This window comes from Microbacterium trichothecenolyticum (assembly GCF_041938625.1).
GTDB classification, from domain to species: Bacteria; Actinomycetota; Actinomycetes; order Actinomycetales; family Microbacteriaceae; genus Microbacterium; species Microbacterium trichothecenolyticum_D.
The window spans coordinates 2564398-2582949 of record NZ_CP169427.1; the positions used below are offsets into that span (position 1 = coordinate 2564398).

16 protein-coding genes and 1 pseudogene are annotated in these 18552 nt (G+C 70.8%); 1 reads left to right on the forward strand and 16 read right to left on the reverse strand.

The window, feature by feature from the left end:
* Positions 1-60 precede the first annotated feature (60 nt).
* From ACEYYH_RS11960 to ACEYYH_RS12020, 13 genes are all read right to left on the reverse strand, one after another.
* Positions 61-435 (reverse strand): bacitracin resistance protein, encoded by a 375-nt coding sequence (locus ACEYYH_RS11960; protein ID WP_374974617.1) that lies wholly within the window; start codon positions 433-435, stop codon positions 61-63.
* Complete coding sequence (locus tag ACEYYH_RS11965; RefSeq protein ID WP_374974618.1) at positions 432-974, reverse strand: DNA polymerase III subunit gamma/tau; 543 nt, start codon at positions 972-974, stop codon at positions 432-434. The genes ACEYYH_RS11960 and ACEYYH_RS11965 overlap by 4 nt, the downstream gene beginning before the upstream one ends.
* 75 nt (positions 975-1049) lie before the next feature.
* A complete protein-coding gene (locus ACEYYH_RS11970) occupies positions 1050-1904 on the reverse strand; it encodes a peptidoglycan-binding protein (protein WP_374974619.1) in 855 nt (284 codons plus the stop codon).
* A gap of 80 nt (positions 1905-1984) precedes the next feature.
* Positions 1985-5233, reverse strand: a complete 3249-nt coding sequence (locus tag ACEYYH_RS11975; protein WP_374974620.1) for a lamin tail domain-containing protein — start codon at positions 5231-5233, stop codon at positions 1985-1987.
* 79 nt (positions 5234-5312) lie between these two features.
* Positions 5313-6029, reverse strand: coding sequence for a copper homeostasis protein CutC (locus tag ACEYYH_RS11980; protein WP_374974621.1), 717 nt, complete (start codon positions 6027-6029; stop codon positions 5313-5315).
* Between the two features lie 82 nt (positions 6030-6111).
* Entirely contained in the window at positions 6112-6318 is a 207-nt protein-coding gene (locus ACEYYH_RS11985) for a hypothetical protein (protein ID WP_374974622.1), read from the reverse strand.
* A gap of 129 nt (positions 6319-6447) precedes the next feature.
* On the reverse strand, positions 6448-7167 hold the full coding sequence (locus ACEYYH_RS11990; RefSeq protein WP_374974623.1) for a copper homeostasis protein CutC: 720 nt from the start codon (positions 7165-7167) through the stop codon (positions 6448-6450).
* Positions 7164-8507, reverse strand: a complete 1344-nt coding sequence (locus ACEYYH_RS11995; RefSeq protein WP_374974624.1) for an alpha-L-fucosidase — start codon at positions 8505-8507, stop codon at positions 7164-7166. The genes ACEYYH_RS11990 and ACEYYH_RS11995 overlap by 4 nt, the downstream gene beginning before the upstream one ends.
* Positions 8504-10054 (reverse strand): M81 family metallopeptidase, encoded by a 1551-nt coding sequence (locus tag ACEYYH_RS12000; RefSeq protein WP_374978212.1) that lies wholly within the window; start codon positions 10052-10054, stop codon positions 8504-8506. The genes ACEYYH_RS11995 and ACEYYH_RS12000 overlap by 4 nt, the downstream gene beginning before the upstream one ends.
* Before the next feature lie 10 nt (positions 10055-10064).
* Entirely contained in the window at positions 10065-11045 is a 981-nt protein-coding gene (locus ACEYYH_RS12005) for an ROK family protein (RefSeq protein ID WP_374974625.1), read from the reverse strand.
* The gene (locus ACEYYH_RS12010; RefSeq protein ID WP_374974626.1) at positions 11042-11995 is read right to left on the reverse strand and encodes a carbohydrate ABC transporter permease; all 954 of its coding nucleotides are present in this window, start codon (positions 11993-11995) and stop codon (positions 11042-11044) included. The genes ACEYYH_RS12005 and ACEYYH_RS12010 overlap by 4 nt, the downstream gene beginning before the upstream one ends.
* Positions 11985-12893: a carbohydrate ABC transporter permease gene (locus tag ACEYYH_RS12015; protein WP_374974627.1), complete on the reverse strand. Its 909-nt coding sequence runs from the start codon at positions 12891-12893 to the stop codon at positions 11985-11987. Before ACEYYH_RS12015 ends, ACEYYH_RS12010 begins: the two co-directional genes overlap by 11 nt.
* A gap of 47 nt (positions 12894-12940) precedes the next feature.
* Positions 12941-14203: an ABC transporter substrate-binding protein gene (locus ACEYYH_RS12020; RefSeq protein ID WP_374974628.1), complete on the reverse strand. Its 1263-nt coding sequence runs from the start codon at positions 14201-14203 to the stop codon at positions 12941-12943.
* Positions 14204-14393: 190 nt separating this feature from the next.
* Between ACEYYH_RS12020 and ACEYYH_RS12025 the strand changes: the two genes are divergently transcribed.
* A complete protein-coding gene (locus ACEYYH_RS12025; protein ID WP_374974629.1) occupies positions 14394-15545 on the forward strand; it encodes an ROK family protein in 1152 nt (383 codons plus the stop codon).
* Positions 15546-15551: 6 nt separating this feature from the next.
* Here ACEYYH_RS12025 and ACEYYH_RS12030 read toward each other — a convergent pair whose 3' ends face one another.
* From ACEYYH_RS12030 to ilvN, 3 genes and pseudogenes are all read right to left on the reverse strand, one after another.
* A complete protein-coding gene (locus tag ACEYYH_RS12030) occupies positions 15552-16817 on the reverse strand; it encodes an alpha-L-fucosidase (protein WP_374974630.1) in 1266 nt (421 codons plus the stop codon).
* 145 nt (positions 16818-16962) lie between these two features.
* Positions 16963-18000 (reverse strand): annotated as a pseudogene (gene ilvC, locus ACEYYH_RS12035) (ketol-acid reductoisomerase); the annotation flags it as partial.
* A gap of 40 nt (positions 18001-18040) precedes the next feature.
* Entirely contained in the window at positions 18041-18550 is a 510-nt protein-coding gene (gene ilvN / locus ACEYYH_RS12040) for an acetolactate synthase small subunit (RefSeq protein ID WP_045297961.1), read from the reverse strand.
* Positions 18551-18552 lie beyond the last annotated feature (2 nt).

Consider the following 18552-nt stretch of genomic DNA (forward strand, 5'->3'; position numbering starts at 1 on the left):
CTGTGCCAGCCTACCGCGCGCGCGGCTGCGCGCCCGACCGTGTGACGGCTGCCGGCAGGCTCAGCCCAGGAACGATGCGGAGTTGAGCGTCGTGTACGCGACGACGTTCAGCCAGAAGACGGCCACCACCGCGAGGCCCGTGAGCATCACGAGGAGCAGCTCGTGGGGCGCACGGCGGTACCCGATGGCGAACGCTCCACCCCACACCAGCAGGGGGAAGACCGCGGCGAAGATCCAGATGAACCACCCGAGAGCGTTGAGCGTCAGGCCGGCGTCGCCGAACACGCCGAGGGTCGCCACGAGATTGCCGATGGCGTTCCAGACGGCGTAGGCGTAGAACAGCCCGGTGACACCCGAGATCGCGGCCACGAGCCAGGTGGGCGTCTTGCCGCGCTTCGCGGCCGGGGTCGCAGCATCCATCGTCTCGTCGCTCATTGTCCGATCGCCCCGATCATCACGAACGGCCAGGGCAGCAGCAGCACGACTCCCGCGCCGAGCCATGCGAAGCGCACCCACGTGCGCGAGACGCGGGTCAGCAGCAGAGTGGTGGCGAACCACAGGAGCGGTGCCAGCACCGCGAGCCACAGGCTTCCCTGGTACATGACGTCGAGCACGAGGTACTGCGCCCTGCCCTGCAGGCGCAGGCCCCCGATGAGCCAGCCGATCGCATAGAGGGCGTACACGCCGCCGAGCACGCCGAACGCGATCAGCGCGCCGTTGCCCATCGGCCGGCGCTCGTCGACGGACGTCTCGGGTGCGGTGCTCGCATCGGATGCTGCGGACTGCGGCGCATCCGCGGAGGCCAGCGCGTCGCTGCCCTTGCCGACGGCGGTGAATCCCTTCGGCAGCTCGGCGGGCGTCGACGCCGCCGGGGTCTCGGGCTCCTCGTCAGGCTCGCCGGTCTCGCCGCGGTCGAGCGTGGGGTCGTCGTCGCCGTCCCAGGTGAGGGCGTCGTCGTCGCGTCCGGTCGTCACGTTCTCAGCGTAGTGCCGGGGCCGCGCCGGCCCGGGCGCCACCCGCAGAGGGCACGTCACCCGGGCCCGCGGCGCTCACTCGAACTTCCGCAGCATCAGGGAGTGCCAGGTGACCGGACCCACGATGCCGTCGACCGGCGGGGCGAACAGCTGCTGGAACTCACGGACGGCGGCGTCGGTCGCCGGACCGAAGTCGCCGTCGACGACGAGCCCGGCCAGGAGCGTCTGCACGGCACGCACGGCCTCGCCCTTCGGTGCCGCGGGTCCGTCGCCCTGCTTCACGGTGATGATGAGGCTCGGCCAGTCGAGCTGCCCGAGCGTCGTCGAGATCTCTACCGCGCGGAGCGTCTGCTGGAAGGTCTTCACTGCCTGGCCGCTCAACGGGCCGAACGCGCCGTCGGCGGCGATCGTCGCACCGTGCGCGCGCAGCAGGTGCTGCGCGGCGAGGACGCGCCAGTTCGTGGCCTGCGTCGACCCCTGCTTCACCAGTGGCCACGGCCGGTCGCCCGGCAGGAACGTGCTGAAGAACGACCAGGTCTCCCGACCGGCGATGCCGTCGATGGTGAGGCCCCACGACTCCTGGAAGAACTCGACCCGCTCCTTCGTGATCGGGCCGAAGCTCCCGTCCACGACCAGTGGGTCTTCCCCGGGCGATCGCACGAGTCCGAACTGCTGCACGGCCCGCACCGCGTCGCCGGTCGACCCCTGCTGCACCGCGATGACGAGCTTCGGCCAGGTCACAGGTCCGACGATGCCGTCGGCCGGCACGCCCTGGGCGGTCTGGACGGCGGTGACCGCCGCGGTGGTCGCGGGGTCGTACATCCCGGTGACGGGCACGGCCTGGCCGTGCGCTCGCAGAAGGTATTGGATGCCGGGGACGATCGCTGCCGATGACCCCGGTCCGACAGTGCTCCACGGTTCGACGTTCATGACGGCTCCTCTGCTCTGGGTGGAATGCGGGGCGTGCGACCCCTCATGCTGCCGAGGCCGCGCCCGCGTGCCCTGATACCTCACTCGTGGGCGAGGGTGACGGCATCCGTCTCCACTGCCTTGGCGTACTGCAGCGCCAGCGGCACGGCGAACGCGTCGTCCTTCTCGGTGTAGCGGTGCTGCAGGCCCTGCGCAAGGATCCGCCACGGCCGTTCGTTCGACGGGGTCGCCGCGTCGCCGTCGTCGGGAAGGAACTGCGAGTAGTCGTACGGATGGCTGGCGGTTGCACCGAGCGGCACCGAGAAGGTGTCGACCGCCAGCACGCCGGCGGCGAGATCGACCTGGAGCAGTCGCTGGAACCCCGTGGCCCGCTCCCCCGTCGGCGTGCGGAACTCCTGGTAGTCCGCGAGCGCCTCGAGGACGGTGTGCCCGGGGATGCCTCCGGCGTTCTCGGTGACGATCGCGCCGAGGCCGTGGAAGTGCCCCGACAGCACGAGCACGACGTTGCGGTTCGGCGCCACGACCCGTTCCCACAGCAGATCGCCGTGCGACACCCACCGCGACGTGGTCGAACGCTCCGCGTCGCCCTCGGCGGTCGCCGGCGTGAGGTGCTCGTGCGTCGAGATGACGATGTTCGCGTCCCGATGAGAGGCGACGACGTCTTCGGCCCACGCGATCTCGCGCTCGCCGTACGCGTAGGGCAGCGAGATCATCACGAACCGCGCGCCGCCCGCCTCGAACGCCGACCAGTTCGCGCTGTTGTCGTCGGGCGTGACTGATCCGCCGAACCACGGCTGGTCCCGGTACCGCTCGGGACCGAAGTACTCGTTGAACAGGTCGTTGCTCACCCCGCGCTTGTTGTCATGGTTGCCCGGAAGCACGCTGTTGGCGATGCCGTTCGCATCCAGCGCGCCCTGCAGCCGCGACGCGACGTCGTACTCGCGGCGCGCACGCTCCTCCGTCTGACCGGGATCGACCCAGTTCTGGATGAGGTCGCCCGTGTGCGTGACGAACGCGAGCTTGCGCGCGTCGGCGTTCGCGGCCAGCCACGCCACCTCGCCCGCATACACCTCGGGGTACGCCTCGGAGTAGTACTGCGTGTCGGTGAGGTGGCCGAGGGCGAGGTCGTAGTCCGCGGGGTCGGCGAGTCCGTCCGCGTACGCGGCGGTCGACTCCCCACGTGGGACGACCTGCACCAGCAGGTCGGCCGCGCCGTCGACGACCTCCTCCTCGCGCACGACGCCCTCGAGCCTCACGGCTGCGGTGGCGGCAGCATCCGTCGCCGTCGTCCCGCCCGTGGCGTCGTCGAGCGTGCGCCATCCCGCCTGCCGACCCGTTCCGGACGCCGGAGCCCATACCGAGAGACGCACCTCGGCGCGACCGACCGTGCGCCCGCTCCACGAGACCGTGCCGCCGTCGGCGGGGAGGCGGACGCGCATCCGCACATAGGGCAGGTCGTACGCATCGTCGCGCGCGCTCAGCTCCGCTGCCGAGACCTCCCACTCGCCCGGTGCGGTGCGACCCGTGAGGGGCGAGAGTGAAGACCCGGCATGCGCCGCGATCACCTCCACCGGCGCACCCTCCCTGCCCCCCGGACGGGCTGCGGATGCTGCCGCCTGGCCGATCGCGGAATCGACCGCGACCGATCGGGCCCGGTCGAGCGCGCGCCCGACGATGTCGTCCGCGGATACCGCGCGGGGACCGGCGAGCACGCCGGGGGTCGCGGCGGCGGGCACGAAGTCGCTCGCGTCGTCGCCGGTGAACGCGGCGCGCTGCAGCGTCTCGCCCCGCACCCGGTCGACGGCGAACGTCGACAGCGCGAGCCCCTTCGTGCACGGGCTCTCGCGATCCACGCTGCTGTCCATCTCGTTGCGGTGATAGACACCGACGCTGTCGACGCGGCGTCCGTCGGCGTCCGCCACCCACACGCCTGCGCCCGCAAGCTCGAGCGGGTCGTCGTAGGCGGCATCGGCACTCTCGGCGGCAGGTGTGCCCGCGAGCGCGGCGGTCCAGGTGTCGTCGGGACCGAGTACCGTGCCCGGCGCCACCACCGCGAGGTCGTCGAACCCGCGGAAGCCATCGGCGCCGCACGCCACCAGCGTCCACCCCGAGATGTCGACCTGGCGCGCGCCGAAGTTCGCGAGCTCGACGAAGTTGCGTCGCGGCATCCCTTCGATCTCCGGGTCCGTCGCGATCTCGCTCACCGCGACACCCGGCCGGTCGCCGTAGGCGAACGCCCCCGCAACGGATGCGGCGACCGCGACCGAGTCCACCGCGTTCGGTTCGCCCGGAGTGCGACCCGCTACCGCGAAGCCGCCGTCGACCTGCCGCTGCCAGCTCTGCCCGGTGCGGTAGTCCAGCGTCGAGGGCAGCTTGTCGCGTCCCGTCTGGCAGGCGGTGTCCTCCCACGATGACACTCCGACCCCGTCGACCCGGCGCCCGTCCGCCGTGATGAGGAGGGCGCCGTACGCGGTGTCCGCGAGTGAGGTGTCGACGCGGACGTCAGGCTCTTCCGTGAAGGCGGGACCGCCGATGATCATCCGCTCGCCCGGCACCAGCGCGGCGTCCGCTCCGAAAACGTGCTGGAGCGCCTCCGTCGGCGCGGTCCCGCTCGCCGTGCAGCGATACAGCCGCCAGCCCGCGAGGTCCACGTCGGTTGTGCCGTCGTTCACGAGCTCGACGAAGTCGTCGCCGTGCCCGGCCGGACCCGCCGCCGCGATCTCCGACACCCGCACTCGCGCATCGGAGACCTCCGCGAGGCGGTTCGCCTCGCCCGGTGTCGCGACGGCGCGCACCCATCGCGCGTCCGAGGACGACCCGGCGCGCTGCCAGCTCTCCCCGAGAGCGGCGGCCGTGGTCACGGGAAGCTCGACGCCCCCTGCGCACTCCGACGTCGTCGGCCCCGGGTCATCCGTGTAGACCGCCACCGCGTCGGCCGTCGCGCCCGACGGCGCGATGACGATGAGGCCGTACCCGCGCTCCGCCAGGCGCGGGGTGGGGAACGCGCGTCGCTCCCCCGCGGCGAGGGTGATGCCGGCGAGGTCCGCCTCGGGATCCGTCGGGCGGGTGCGCAGCCCCTCTTCGTCGCAGCGGAAGACCGCGTACCCGGTGAGGTCGACCGGGCGATCTCCGGGATTCGCGAGCTCGAAGAATCCGGAAGCGCGCCCTCGAACTCCCGCAGGCGACACCTCGTCGATCGTCACGGTGCCCGTCGACGCCACCTCCCGGCGTCCCTCCGCCGCACCGGCGTGGCCGCCCATCGAGGCCGCGATCCCGAAGAGGAGAACGGAGGCCGCAAGGAATGTGGTCACACGGTTCGTGGCGCGCACGAGGCGACCGTGACCCGGCGAGGTGAACCGGCGCAGGCGCCCCGGCGATCATCCGGTGTACGGCTGCGGGACGGTTGCCTCAGCCTGCGGCGGCGACGGCCTCCGCCACGAGCGCGGGATCGGTGACATCATGCCCGGCCGAGCCGCCACCCGGGCCGGACGGCGCATCGTGGCCCGCGCGCGACCGCGCGGACAGGTGCACCGCGTCGACCCCGGCTGCGAACAGCGCCGGGATGTCGGCCGGCTGTACGCCGCCGCCTGCCATCACCTCGACGTCGCCCGAACGCTCGGCGAAGGCCGCCAACGTCGCGAGGCCGTCGATCGAGCGCGGCGCTCCGCCCGAGGTGAGCACACGGTCGACGCCTTCGGCCACCAGCGCATCGAAGACGGCCGACGGGTCGGCGGCGGCGTCGACGGCGCGGTGGAATACGAGGGTCGCCGGGCCCGCAGCATCCCGCCATCTGCGGAGCGTCTCGACATCGAGACCGCCCGCGGGCGTCAGTGCGCCGACCACCACGCCACCCGCGCCGCGATCGACGCAGGCGCGGATGTCGGCCGACACGAGGCCGATCTCGTCGGCGTCGTAGACGAACCCACCGCCGCGCGGGCGGACGAGCACGTTCACGGTCGCGGGGTCGACGGCGGCCAGCACGGCCTCGAGCGTCGCGAGCGACGGCGTCAGACCGCCGACGTCCAGGGCCTGGCACAGCTCGAGGCGAGCAGCTCCCGCGGCGATCGCGGCGCGGGCTCCGGCGGGGTCTTGGACGGCGATCTCGACGCGGCGCGGTGCAAGCATGTCGTGAGCCTAGCCGTGGCGCGCGCCCTGCCGCAGACATGGCGAGACCCGCCGCGCTCCCGGGCGGCGGGTCTCGACGGATTCAAGAGAATCGCAGCTGCCGCGGCCTCGTGAAGAGGTTGCGGAACCACAAGCCGAGGCCTGCTGAGACGCGTGACGCCGGGCTCTCAGGCGTGACCGTCGCGCCGCGGTCGGCGATGCTGCGGAGAATCTCGTTCTCGCGATCCAGGGCGGCCGCCCGCTCGCGATCGAGCCGGTCGGCCGTGAAGGTCAGGGTGCTCCCGTCCATGGCCGTTCCTTTCCTCATGCTCGCCCGGGTTGGCGAGGCTGTGTGATGTGAGTCGCGGTCGCGGTGCGGTGATACGACACGGACAGCAACGGCTTCCTGGTCCCGGGACTCCACCACGTTCCGCGGCGATCAGGCGCGAGCGGCGGCCACCGCCTCCGCCACGATCGCCGGATCGGTCACGTCGTGCCCGTCCGTTCCTCCACCAGGCCCGGCCGAGGCGTCGAGCCCGGCGCGCCGGCGCGCTGACAGGTGCACGGCGCCCACGCCGGCGTGCACCAGGTGAGGGATGTCGACCGGCGCCACGCCGCCGCCCGCCGTGACCTCGAGCGCCGGCCCCGCGAGTCGGGCGTACGCTTCGAGGCGATCGATGCCCCGGATGCTGCGCGCCGCCCCGCCCGAGGTCAGCACGCGGTCGACGCCGTCGATGAGCAGTGCCTCGAACACCTCAGCACTGCGCGGCGATGCGTCGATCGCACGGTGGAAGACGAGCGCGGCCGGGCCCGCGGCATCCGTCCACCGGCGAAGCGCCTCGCGGTCCGCGCGGCCGCTCGTATCGAGCGCGCCGACCACGACGCCGCCGACCCCGCGCGCGACGCAGGCGCGGATGTCCGCTGTGACGACCGCGACCTCGTCGGCGTCGTAGACGAATCCGCCACCACGCGGACGCACCAGCACGTTCACCTTCTCGGCGCCGACCGCGTCACAGACGGCCTCGATCGTACCGATCGACGGCGTGAGACCGCCGACGACAAGCGCCTGGCAGAGCTCGAGCCGGTCGGCCCCGGCCGCGATCGCCGCACGGGCGCCCGCGGCGTCCTGCACGGCGATCTCGACGACCGTCGCCGTCACAGTGCGACCCGCAGCGCGACCGCCGGCTCAGAGCGGAGGGCATCGGGCACACCCACGCGCACGGGGCCGCCGGCCGCACGCTCGAGCAGCGCCTCGGTCCCGTCCGCCCAGCGCGCCGGCCGATCGGAGAGTTCCTCGGGCAGCTCGAGGTCGCCGGCAGCGGGGTCGAGCGCGATCACGTTCACGACCCCGTCGCCCGACGTGTAGGCGCGCGGCGCCCCGGTCTCCTCGAACGCACGCACCCACGGGCGGGTGCCGTAGATCACGTCGCCGTCGCGGCGCAGCCACGCACCCAGCTCGCGCATGGCGCGGTGCTGCAGCTCGGGGATAGAGCCGTCGGCGCGGGGGCCGACGTTGATCAGGAGGTTGCCGTTCTTGCTCACGACGTCCGCGAGGAGACGGATGAGCGCGGCGCCCGACAGCGAGTGGCCCGCATCCTCCGCCTGGTTGTACCCGAAGGAGTACCCCAGCCCGCGCGTCGACTCCCACGGCTCGGCGACGATCTCGGCGACGTGGGTGTATTCGCGCGTGAGGAAACCGTGCCGGGGTACGCCCCAGCGGTCGTTCACGGCGCCATGGGGCACGGCGGCGAGGTAGCGGCGCAGGAGTGCGGCGACCGCGTAGTCCTCCCGCCCCTTTCCGCCGTCCGGCCACTCGATGTCGTTCCAGAGCAGGTCTGGGTGGAATCGCTCGACGAGTTCATCGAGCTGCGCCGCCGCGTAGCGCGAAAACCAGTCGTCGGCGCGCCGGAACCGGAAGAGGTCCGTGTCGGACTCGATCGGCGGGTAGTCGCTCACGTGCCAGTCCAGGGCGCCCGAGAAGTAGACGCCGAAGCGCGCATCTGCTCGGCGGGTCGCATCATGGAGCTCGGCGATCAGGTCGCGGCGCGGACCGCGACGCGCCGCGTTGAACGTCGTGGTCGCGGTGTCCCAGAGGCAGAAGCCGTCGTGGTGCTTGGTCGTCGGGACGACGTAGCGGGCCCCCGCGTCGACGAGCGCGCCGACGAAGGCATCCGCGTCGAACGCCCCGGCATCCCAGTGCTCCGCGAGGTCCTCGTAGCTCGTGCCGGTGCCGTACAGCTCCTGATGGCGCTCCCACGTCGGGCTCCCCGCGATGCGCACCGTGTTCGCGTACCACTCGGCGTACTGGTGGTGGGCGTAGGCGTCCTCAGTGGGCACGCCCCCGGGAGGATGCGCCGGCGCCCACGCGGGCACCGAGTACAGGCCCCAGTGCACGAAGAAACCCAGTTTCGCGTCGCGGTACCAGTCGGGCACCGACGTCTCGGGGTACTCCGGCGCATCTGCGCCGAGGTCGGGTCCGGTGCGGGTCTCGAAGTTCATGCGCGTGCCTCCGTGCCGCGGCGTCGGGTGACGAGCGCCGTGAGGTCGGGCTCGTCGTCGGTCGTGGCGAACGGGTAGGTGCCGGGCCCCAGGCGCGAGTGGCCGAGACGCAGCAGGTCCTGGTCGACGCCGCCCGGGGTGAGGGCGAGCGTCCATCCCGCGGCGAGGTCGTACAGCTCGGGCTCGAGGTACCCGATCTTCACGATGACGACATCGGCCGTCTCAGGGTCGAGCCCCAGCATCCGGAAGTCGTCGAGGTGGTGGAAGGGCTTGCGCCGCTCGGTCACGATCGCGTGCACCGCGCCTCGGCGCAGCACGACCTGTGTTCCCGCGACCGGATCGCCGTCGGTGATCGAGAACACCTCGCCCGTGAGCTCGACCGGACCGCGCGGTCCGGGGTCGACCCGTCCGCCGACGTGCACCGTCACGGTGGCGCCGACTCCCGCCGCCTCGGCGGCGCGCACCGCCTCCGGATCGAACACGGATGCTGCGAGCACCGTGCGCGACGCATCCTCGAGGTCGCCGCGCTCGAGCAGGCGACCGAGCGTCCACGAGACGTCTCCGGCGCCACCGGCCGTCGGGTTGTCCCCCGAATCGGAGATCACGTAAGGGCGCGGCGCGTCGTCCGCCAGCGCCTCGTCGAGCGCCTCGTCGAGGCTCGCCGTCGGGCCCACGAACACGAAGTCGGCGCGGGCGTCCCAGTAGCGCTGCCCGAGCCGCTCCGCCTCCCGGGCGATCACGGCCGGATCGTCGCCGGCCACGATGACGGTGGCGTGGCAGCGGGGCTCGTCCGCCCACGCGTAGCCCACCCACACCGCGGCGTCGACGACGCCCTCGAGCTCCTCGACCTCCGGGATGGTGCCATACAGCCCCTTCGCCGGCTCGAGGCGCGTGCTCGTCATCTCGCCGGGCAGCAGCACCGGCACGCGCACCCACGCCTTGTACGGGCGCCGCGCATCCGGGTCGGCGCCCGCGTCACCGCGCAGCCGCTCGAGCAGGTTGTGCACCGCGCGCTGCTTCGTGTTCATCCAGTCTTCGTGCGGCGCCATCCGGTAGCAGGTGAGGAGGTCGACGGCGTCGAAGAGCGCGTCCGACACGTTGCCGTGCAGGTCCATCGACGCCGACACCAGCGTGTCGGGACCGAGGGCTTCGCGCACCGCGGTCGCAAGGTCCCCCTCGGCGTCATCCATGCCGACGACGCTCATCGCCCCGTGAATGTCGAAGAAGAACGCGTCGAACGGACCCTCGGCACGGATCCCGTCGACGATCGCCTGCTTCATGCGCACGTACGTCTCCGGGGCGACCGCTCCGCCGGGAAGGGAGCGCCCGTGCGTCAGCGGCACCCACTCCGCAGCATCCCTCAGCTCCTCCCCCTCGGCGAGGAACGGATAGTACGCGAGCAGCTCGTCGCCGGTGCGGATCGTGAACGCGTCCTCGCCGGAGATGTGCGGCGAGAACGTGCTCGACTCGATCGAGATGCCGCCGATCCCGACGCGCGGCCGCGCGAGGCCCGCCGGGTGGAGCGGGCGCAGCGGCCCCTTCCAGATCTGGTCGTGGTCAGGACGCGACGTCACGGAGGAGCTCACCTTCTGAGAACTGCGGGGAGGGGAAGGAACGATCGGATGCTGCGACCAGCGCCGCAGCGCCCAGCACCACCGCGTCACCGCGGAGCGTCCCGGGAACGATGCGCAACGGAGCACCCGACACGGGTGGATCCGTGAGGAGGGTGGCGTCGACCGCCGGCGCGAGGAGATCCCACGCGGAGGCGACCCCGCCGCCGACCACTGCGAGCGGCACGTCGACGAGGGTCGCGGCGGAGATGCACGCGAGGGCGACCGCGCGTCCGGCGTCGCGGAACACGGCCTTGGCGACGTCGTCGCCGGCGCGCGCCCGGTCGGCGACGACACGCGCCGATGCGACGTCGCCGCGGGTCGCGGCGGCATAGCGCCGGGCGATCGAGGTGCCCGACGCCAGGGTCTCGAGGTGTCCGGTGCGGCCGCACGTGCAGACCAGCTCGCTGTACCCCGGGGTGTGACCGATCTCGCCGGCCGCTCCGTGCGGACCGTGGCGGAGGCTGCCGTCGAGCACGAGAGCACCCCCGACGCCGGTCCCGAGCATCACGCCCAGCACGTCGCTCCCGCGCCCCGAGCCCCAGGCGGCCTCGCCGAGGAGGAACGCGTTGACGTCGTTCTCGACGCGCACCTCGATGGCGAGACGCTCGCCGAGCCGCTCGCCGAGCGGAAAGCCGGCCCAGTCGACGAACATGTCCGACGCCGCCCGGATCGCGCCGCTGCGCGGATCGACGACCCCGGCGGCGCCGACCCCGACCGCGTCGGGACGCACGCCCGCCGTGTCGGCGAGCTCCTCGACGAGGAGCGCCGCGGTCTCGGCCATGGCGGCGCCGCCGGTGCGAGCCGGGGTGTCGCACGTCGCCCGCGCCAGCACCGTGCCGTCCGCGGCGACGAGCGCGCCGGCGGTCTTGGTGCCCCCGATGTCGATGCCGGCGACGACGGCGAGGGCCTGTGCGCACCCGCTCATCGGCCGCCCAGCCCGGCCATCGCGATGCCCTTCACGAGGTGCTTCTGCAGCACGATCACGAGGATCGTGGTGGGGATCATCGAGATGATCGCCGCCGCCATCTGCAGGTCCCAGCGCGTGCCGGTCAGGCCCGAGAAGCTCGCGAGACCCACGGGAAGCGTGCCCAGCGTCGCGTAGTCGACGGTCACGATGAGCGGCCAGAGGTAGCTGTTCCAGAACGAGAGGAACGTGAACACCGCCAGCACCGCCACCGCCGACTTCGACAACGGGAGGATGATCTGCAGGAACGTGCGCACGGGACCGGAGCCGTCGACGCGCCCCGCCTCCTCGAGTTCGAACGGGATACCGCGGAAGAACTGGCGCATGAGGAACGTGCCGAACGCGGTGAAGGCGAACGGGAAGATGAGCGCCTGGTAGGTGTTGACCCACCCGAACCACTGCATGACCTGGAACATCGGGATGACGAGCACCTCGGCCGGCACCATCAGGGTGGCCAGGAACAGCACGAACACCGCGTCACGGCCCTTCCAGCGCAGGCGGCCGAACGCGTAGCCCGCCGTCGTCGAGACGATGAGCACCACAAGTGTGCCGGCCACCGCGACGAACAGCGAGTTGCCGATGTAGGTGAGGAACGGCCCGTAGGCGAAGACCTCGGCGAAGTTGCTCCACTTGATCTGCGAGCCGACGAGCGTCGGCGGCATCGAGAACATCTCTTCATTGGGCTTGAGCGCCGAGAAGAAGGCGTAGACGAGCGGTGCGACGAAGATGAGCGCCGCGAGGTAGACGCAGAGGTGCGCGAGCACCAGCCGGATGCGCTCGCCGGGCGTGCGTGCCGCCGTGCGGCGGCGCGCGGGCGGCTCCTCGACGAACTCGTCCTCCGAGGTCATCAGCAGCGTCTGTTCGATGGCCGACGCTTCCTTGTCGGTCTCGGTCTCGGTGTCAGTGCTCATAGTGCACCCACTTCCGCTGCGCGGCGAACTGCATGCCGGTGATGACGATGATGATCGCGAACAGGATCCACGCCGCGGCCGCCGCGAGCCCCAGGTCGCCGAACGTGAAGCCCTGCTCCCAGATGAACATGACGAGCGGCTTCGTCGCGTTGCCGGGACCGCCGCCGGTGAGCAGCTGAGGCTGCGCGAAGACCTGCAGCGCGGTGATCATCGTCATGATCGTCGCGAAGAAGATCGAGGGCGAGATCATCGGGATCATGACACTCCAGATGAGGCGGAAGCCCCGGGCGCCGTCGATGCTGGCCGCCTCGAGCACGCTCTCGGGAAGCTGCTCGAGCGCCGCCGAGAAGATCAGCATGTTGTAGCCGAGCCCCTGCCACACGCTCATGGCGACCACCATGACCATCGCCCACGAGGGATCGGCGAGGAAGTTCGGCAGGGTGATCCCGAACCAGCTCTGCGCCAGTCCGTTGAACAGGCCCTGCGGCTGGAGCATCATCTTCCATACCAGGACGTTGGCCACCATGGGCACGACGACCGGGATGAAGAAGAGCACGCGGAGGGCCCCCCGGCCGCGGATGCGCGGCCCGAGCCCGATCGCGAGCGCGAGCGAGAGGGCGATGCTGAGCGGCACGTACAGCAGCGTGTACACCGCGGAGTTGCGCAGCGCCGGCCAGAAGTCCGGGCTGCTGGTGAACAGCTTGGCGTAGTTCTCGACCCCGTTGAAGGTGCGGTCGCCGAACGTCGGCCAGTCGTAGACGCTCATCACGATCGAGAGCCCGACGGGCACGATCGTGAACAGGGCGAGCCCCACCAGGGCCGGGCTTGCGAAGCCCAGCGCCTGGCGGGCCTCGGCCCTGGCGAGCGACCCGCGACGTATCGTCGTCGTGGTCGTCATTGCTCTGCTCTCTTGCTCACGTGCGAGGGTTCGACATCGAACCCGGGTCAGTTGCCGAACTGCGCCTGTGCGCTCTCCAGCAGGTCCGACATCTCCATCTGGCCGTTGTAGACGCTGACGAGGTTCGGCTGGATGTAGCTGTCGAGCTTCTCCCAGTTCTTCGTCATGTACAGGGGCACAGTGGTGGCGAACGCGGACTCGAAGACCGTCTGGACCTGCTCGCGGTACTCCTCGTCGATCGAGTCGAAGTACAGCGGCTGCGACGCGGTGCGCGCCGGGTACGAGCGGCCCGACGAAGCGATGTAGTCCTGCGCGTCCTTGCCGAGCAGCGACCCCATGACCTTGAGCGCCGCCTCGGGGTTGTCGCAGGTCTTCGAGATGCCGTAGCCCGACCCGAGGATCGGTCCGGAGTTGCCGTGGTCTCCCGCCGGGAGCGGCGCCATGCCGGCGGCGAAGCCGGACTCGTTGTTGAGGTAGCTCACGGCGTTCCACGTGCCGTCGACCGCCATGGCGGCGTTGCCGCCGGTGTACTGGTTCTCGCCCCAGCCCGTGTCCGAAGCCGACGCGACCGGCGACGCGACGCCGAGATCGGTGACGAGACCCGAGTACCACGAGGCCGCCTCGACGAAGTCGGGATCGTCGATGTGGAGCGTGCCGTCCTCGGACGCCGGCTGCTTGCCCGACAGCGCGATGGGCATCGACATCCACTGGTAGCCGCCCATGCCCATGCCGAAGCCGTACTTTCCGTCGGCGGTCGCCGCCGTGGCGATGTCCTCGAAGTCGTCGAAGGTCCAGCCGATCTCGGGCGTGGGCGCGCCGGACGCCGTCAGCATGTCCTGGTTGTAGTAGACGAGCATCGTCGCGACGTCGAAGGGAACGCCGTACAGGCCGCCCTCGAAGCTCAGGATGCCCTCGGCGCCCGGGTTGAAGTCGGCGAAGTCGAGACCCGCCGTCTCGAGGTCGTCCGCCGTCAGCTCGCGGAATCCGTCGGTGAACCCGCCGAGCTGCGCGCCGCTCATGCCCGTGACGCACGCCATGTTGCCGCTGGCCATGTTGGTGGTGAGCTTCGTGAAGAAGTCGTTCCACGGCGCGGTCTGCAGCTTGATCGTCACATCGGGGTTCTCCTCTTGTGCGATCGCGACCTGCTTCTCCAGCGCCGTGGTGTCGTCCTCACTGCCCGCCCACATGTCGACGACGATCGTGGGCTTGCCATCGGTGGAGCTCTCGCCACCGGAACCGCTCGCACATCCCGTCAGGACCACCGCTACGCCGGTGGCCGCGGCCACCGCGCCGACGCGCAACTTCTTCATCGAATGCCTCCTATGGCAGCCAGTTCAGTTCAGGTTATTTCGATTCTCGAAGCAACCTTGTACTCTTGTGTCGCAAGTCACCTTCTCAGGTTTCGATCGGTGACGCAACTCGAACATCGGATGTTTATCGGCGTGTGATACTTCGTCACGACTCGGAAACACGACCCGGCAATCACCCGCGAAAGGGACCATGACCCCCGACACCGACCGCTCTTCCGCCGACGAGGACCTGTCCCGGCGGATCATCGATCTGATCGCGCGTGGTCGGGCGAGCTCACGCAGCGAGCTCGCGGCAGCGCTCGGCCTCGCGCCGTCGACCGTCAGCCTCAGGGTGCAGACGCTGATCGACGCCGGGCTCGTGACCGAGCGCGGCGACGGCACCTCGCGCGGCGGCCGGCGCCCCCGGCTGCTCGGCATCGACGAGGGCTCGGGCATCGTGCTGACGGTCGACCTCGGCGGCGGCCACGCCCGCGTCGGCGCGCACTCGCTCAGCGGCGAGCTGCGCGAGACGCGATCCATCCCGGTCGTGCTCGCCGACGGGCCCGAGACGACGCTCGACGCGGTGTGCGATGTCTTCGATGAGCTCGCACGAGACACCGCGATCCACGCCATGGGCATCAGCCTCCCCGGTCCCGTCGACATCGACCGGGGCACCGTCACGCAGCCGTCGCGCATGCCGGGCTGGCCCGGCTTCCGCGTCGCGGAGTACGTGCGGGGGCGCTACGGCGTCCCCGTCGCCGTCGACAACGACGCGAACCTCGCCGCTCTCGGCGAGCACCGCGCGCAGTTCGGCGCGAACGGTCACAGCATCACCGTCAAGGCCGGCACAGCCATCGGCAGCGGCATCATCGTCGACGGCCACATCCACCGCGGCGCCACCGGCGCGGCAGGCGACATCACGCACACCCGTATCGACGGCAGCGGCGACATCCCGTGCTCCTGCGGCAATACCGGCTGCCTCGAGACGGTGGCCAGCGGCGCGAGTCTCGTGCGGCAGATGCGGGCGCGCGGACGGACGGATGTCGAGACCACTGCGGACGTCCTGGCCCTCGCGCGCGACGCCGAGCCGGAGGCGACCACCATCGTCCGCACCGCAGGCACCCACCTCGGTCAGGCGCTCTCAGGCGTGGTGAACTTCTTCAATCCCCACGCGGTGTTCCTGACCGGCAGCATGAGCGCGTCGGAGCCGTTCATCGCGGCAGTCCGCAGCCGCGTCTACGAGGCATGCCACCCGCTGGCGACCCAGCAGCTGCGCATCGAGGCGGCGCAGACGGGCGCCGACGCCATCCTGCACGGCGCCGCGCGGTGGGCACTCGACAACCTCGAGCTGCCCACCGCCTGAGCCACCTCAGTCGGCGGCGAGCGTCAGCTCGACGACGGGGACGAGCACGTCGGGGCGCCGCACCGGGAGGTGCACCGTGAGCGTCCCCTCCGCCTCCCCCGCCGGCGTCATGTTGACCGCCTTCTGCGTCGGATCGGCGGCCGTCGTGCGCAGCCACGAGCCGTCGTCGAGCAGCCGCGCGTAGGTCACCTTGCCGGCGAGCCCGGGCAGGTGCACGAAGCCGAGCGGCCACGACAGCAGGTGCAGATAGAGCTTGCGCCCCCGGCGTGTGTAGACGCCCTCACGAGGTGGCGCGAAGCCCGCATGGCCCGCGCCGACGATCGCACCGCGGTGCAGCCGCATCCACTCGCCGATCTCCGCCAGAATGCGCTCATCCCGAGGCGCGATCGCGCCGCGCCCGTCAGGGCCGATGTTGAGCAGCATGTTGCCGTCCATCGACACCGAGTCCGCGAGCATCTGCACGAGAAGGGACGCGGGCTTCTGCTCGGTGTTGTCGCGGTGGTAGCCCCACGAGCCGTTCATCGTCTGGCAGGCCTCCCACACCTGCGGCTCGCCATCGAGCATCAGCGGCGATGTCGGCTGGTACTGCTCAGGGGTGACGAAGTCGCCGGGGATGCCCAGCCGGTCGTTGACGAGCATCTCGGGCTGCAGCTCGCGGCACATCGCCAGAAGCCTCTCAGCGTCCCAGTCCTCCGGGCCCTTTCCGGCGAGCCCGCCCGTCGCCTCGGGGTAGGTGAAGTCGAAGAACAGGTAGTCGATCTGCCCGTAGCCGGTCAGCAGCTCGCGCACCTGGGCGTGCAGGAACTCGCGGTAGCGCGCCATCTCGCGGCCCTCGTTGAGCGCCGTGACATCCTCGTCGGCGCGGCGCGGGTGGTTCCCGTCCACCGTGAAATCGGGGTGATGCCAGTCGATCAGCGAGTGGTAGAGGCCGACCCGCAGTCCCTCGGCACGGAGCGCATCGACGTACTCCCGCACGAGGTCCCGTCCGCACGCCGCGACCGCGTTGAAGTCGCTCACCGCGGTGTCCCAGAGGGCGAAGCCGTCGTGGTGCTTCGTCGTGAGGACGACGTAGCCCATGCCGGTCTCCTTCGCGCGGCGCGCCAGAGCGCGTGCGTCGAACAGATCGGGGTCGAAGTTCTCGAAGTACTGCCGGTAGTCGTCGTCGGTCAGGAACTCGTAGTTCTGCACCCACTCGTGCCGTGCCGCACCGCTGTACAGGCCGAAGTGCACGAACATCCCGAACCGCGCCTCGTCGAACCACTGCTGTCGCATCCTCGCCCCACTCGCCTTCCGTCTGTGTGTGGCTCCTATCCTGACACAGACATCCGATGTCTCCCCGCGTCAACGCCTTCGGTGCCCCGCAACGCCGAAGGCCCGGCCCCGCGAGCGGGAACCGGGCCTTCGGGTGAAACGAGGATCAGCGCGCGGCGCTTCCCTCGACGTAGTCCGCGTCCTGCTGCTTCCACGCGAAGAGCGAGCGCAGGTCCTTGCCGACCGACTCGATCGGGTGGGCGGCGGCCTTCTCGCGGAGCGCGAGGAACTCGACGGCGCCGTTGTCCTGATCGTCGATGAAGCGCTTGGCGAACGCGCCCGACTGGATGTCGGCGAGCACGGCCTGCATGTTCTCCTTGACGTGCGGGTCGATGACGCGCGGGCCAGAGACGTAGTCGCCGTACTCGGCCGTGTCGGAGACCGACCAGCGCTGCTTGGCGATGCCGCCCTCCCACATGAGGTCGACGATGAGCTTCAGCTCGTGCAGCACCTCGAAGTAGGCGATCTGCGGCTGGTAGCCCGCTTCGGTCAGGGTCTCGAAGCCGTACTGGACGAGCTGCGACACGCCACCGCAGAGGACGGCCTGCTCGCCGAAGAGGTCGGTCTCGGTCTCCTCGGTGAAGGTCGTCTTGATGACGCCGGCGCGCGTGCCGCCGATCGCCTTCGCGTACGACAGGGCGGTCGCCCAGGCGTTGCCCGTCGCGTCACGCTCGACGGCGATGATGTCGGGGATGCCGCGGCCCGCGACGTACTCGCGACGCACCGTGTGGCCCGGGGCCTTCGGCGCCACGAGGATGACGTCGACGCCCTCGGGCGCGTCGATGTAGCCGAAGCGGATGTTGAAGCCGTGCGCGAACGCGAGCGTCTTGCCGGGGGTCAGCTTGTCCTTGATGCTGTCGTTGTAGATCCCGCGCTGGTGCTGGTCCGGCGCGAGGATCATGATGACGTCCGCCCACTCGGCCGCGTCGGCGACGGACTTGACCTCGAAGCCCTCGTCCTGCGCCTTCTCGATCGACTTCGAGCCGTCCTTGAGCGCGATGACGACCTCGACACCCGAGTCGCGAAGGTTCTGGGCGTGCGCGTGACCCTGCGAGCCGTAGCCCACGATCGCCACCTTCTTGCCCTGGATGATGCTCAGATCGGCATCGGCGTCGTAGAAGATCTCAGCCATCTTCGTGTTTCTCCTTGATTGATCGGTTCTGGAAGTAGTGGATGCTGGGGACTCAGCCGCGCAGCACGCGCTCGGTGATGCTCTTGCCGCCGCGGCCGATGGCCACGAGGCCCGACTGCGCCAGCTCCTTGATGCCGAAGGGCTCGAGCGCGCGCAGGAACGCGTCGACCTTGCCCTTGTCGCCGGTGACCTCGACCACGAGCGCGTCCGGCGCGTAGTCGACGATCTGGCCGCGGAACAGGTTCACGACCTCGAGCACGTTCGAACGGGTCTGATTGTCGGCGCGTACCTTCACGAGCATGTGCTCGCGCTGGACGGATGCCGCGGGGTCGAGCTCGACGATCTTGATGACGTTGATGAGCTTGTTGAGCTGCTTGGTGACCTGCTCGAGGGGCAGCTCGTCGACGTCCACGACGACCGTGATGCGCGAGAGGCCGGGCACCTCGGTGACGCCCACCGCGAGCGACTCGATGTTGAAGCCGCGCCGGGCGAACAGTCCCGCGACGCGCGTCAGCAGACCGGGCTTGTCCTCCACGAGGAGGCTCAGCACGTGACTCGTCATGT

Bases quoted from the DNA above. Each gene is read 5' to 3' on its own strand.
- ACEYYH_RS11995 (WP_374974624.1), bottom strand. From the start codon at position 8,507: ATGAACTTCGAGACCCGCACCGGACCCGACCTCGGCGCAGATGCGCCG.
- ACEYYH_RS11985 (WP_374974622.1), bottom strand. From the start codon at position 6,318: ATGGACGGGAGCACCCTGACCTTCACGGCCGACCGGCTCGATCGCGAG.
- ACEYYH_RS12020 (WP_374974628.1), bottom strand. From the start codon at position 14,203: ATGAAGAAGTTGCGCGTCGGCGCGGTGGCCGCGGCCACCGGCGTAGCG.
- ACEYYH_RS12025 (WP_374974629.1), top strand. From the start codon at position 14,394: ATGACCCCCGACACCGACCGCTCTTCCGCCGACGAGGACCTGTCCCGG.
- ilvN (WP_045297961.1), bottom strand. From the start codon at position 18,550: ATGACGAGTCACGTGCTGAGCCTCCTCGTGGAGGACAAGCCCGGTCTG.
- ACEYYH_RS12015 (WP_374974627.1), bottom strand. From the start codon at position 12,893: ATGACGACCACGACGACGATACGTCGCGGGTCGCTCGCCAGGGCCGAG.
- ACEYYH_RS12030 (WP_374974630.1), bottom strand. From the start codon at position 16,817: ATGCGACAGCAGTGGTTCGACGAGGCGCGGTTCGGGATGTTCGTGCAC.
- ACEYYH_RS11960 (WP_374974617.1), bottom strand. From the start codon at position 435: ATGAGCGACGAGACGATGGATGCTGCGACCCCGGCCGCGAAGCGCGGC.
- ACEYYH_RS11970 (WP_374974619.1), bottom strand. From the start codon at position 1,904: ATGAACGTCGAACCGTGGAGCACTGTCGGACCGGGGTCATCGGCAGCG.
- ACEYYH_RS12010 (WP_374974626.1), bottom strand. From the start codon at position 11,995: ATGAGCACTGACACCGAGACCGAGACCGACAAGGAAGCGTCGGCCATC.
- ACEYYH_RS12005 (WP_374974625.1), bottom strand. From the start codon at position 11,045: ATGAGCGGGTGCGCACAGGCCCTCGCCGTCGTCGCCGGCATCGACATC.
- ACEYYH_RS11980 (WP_374974621.1), bottom strand. From the start codon at position 6,029: ATGCTTGCACCGCGCCGCGTCGAGATCGCCGTCCAAGACCCCGCCGGA.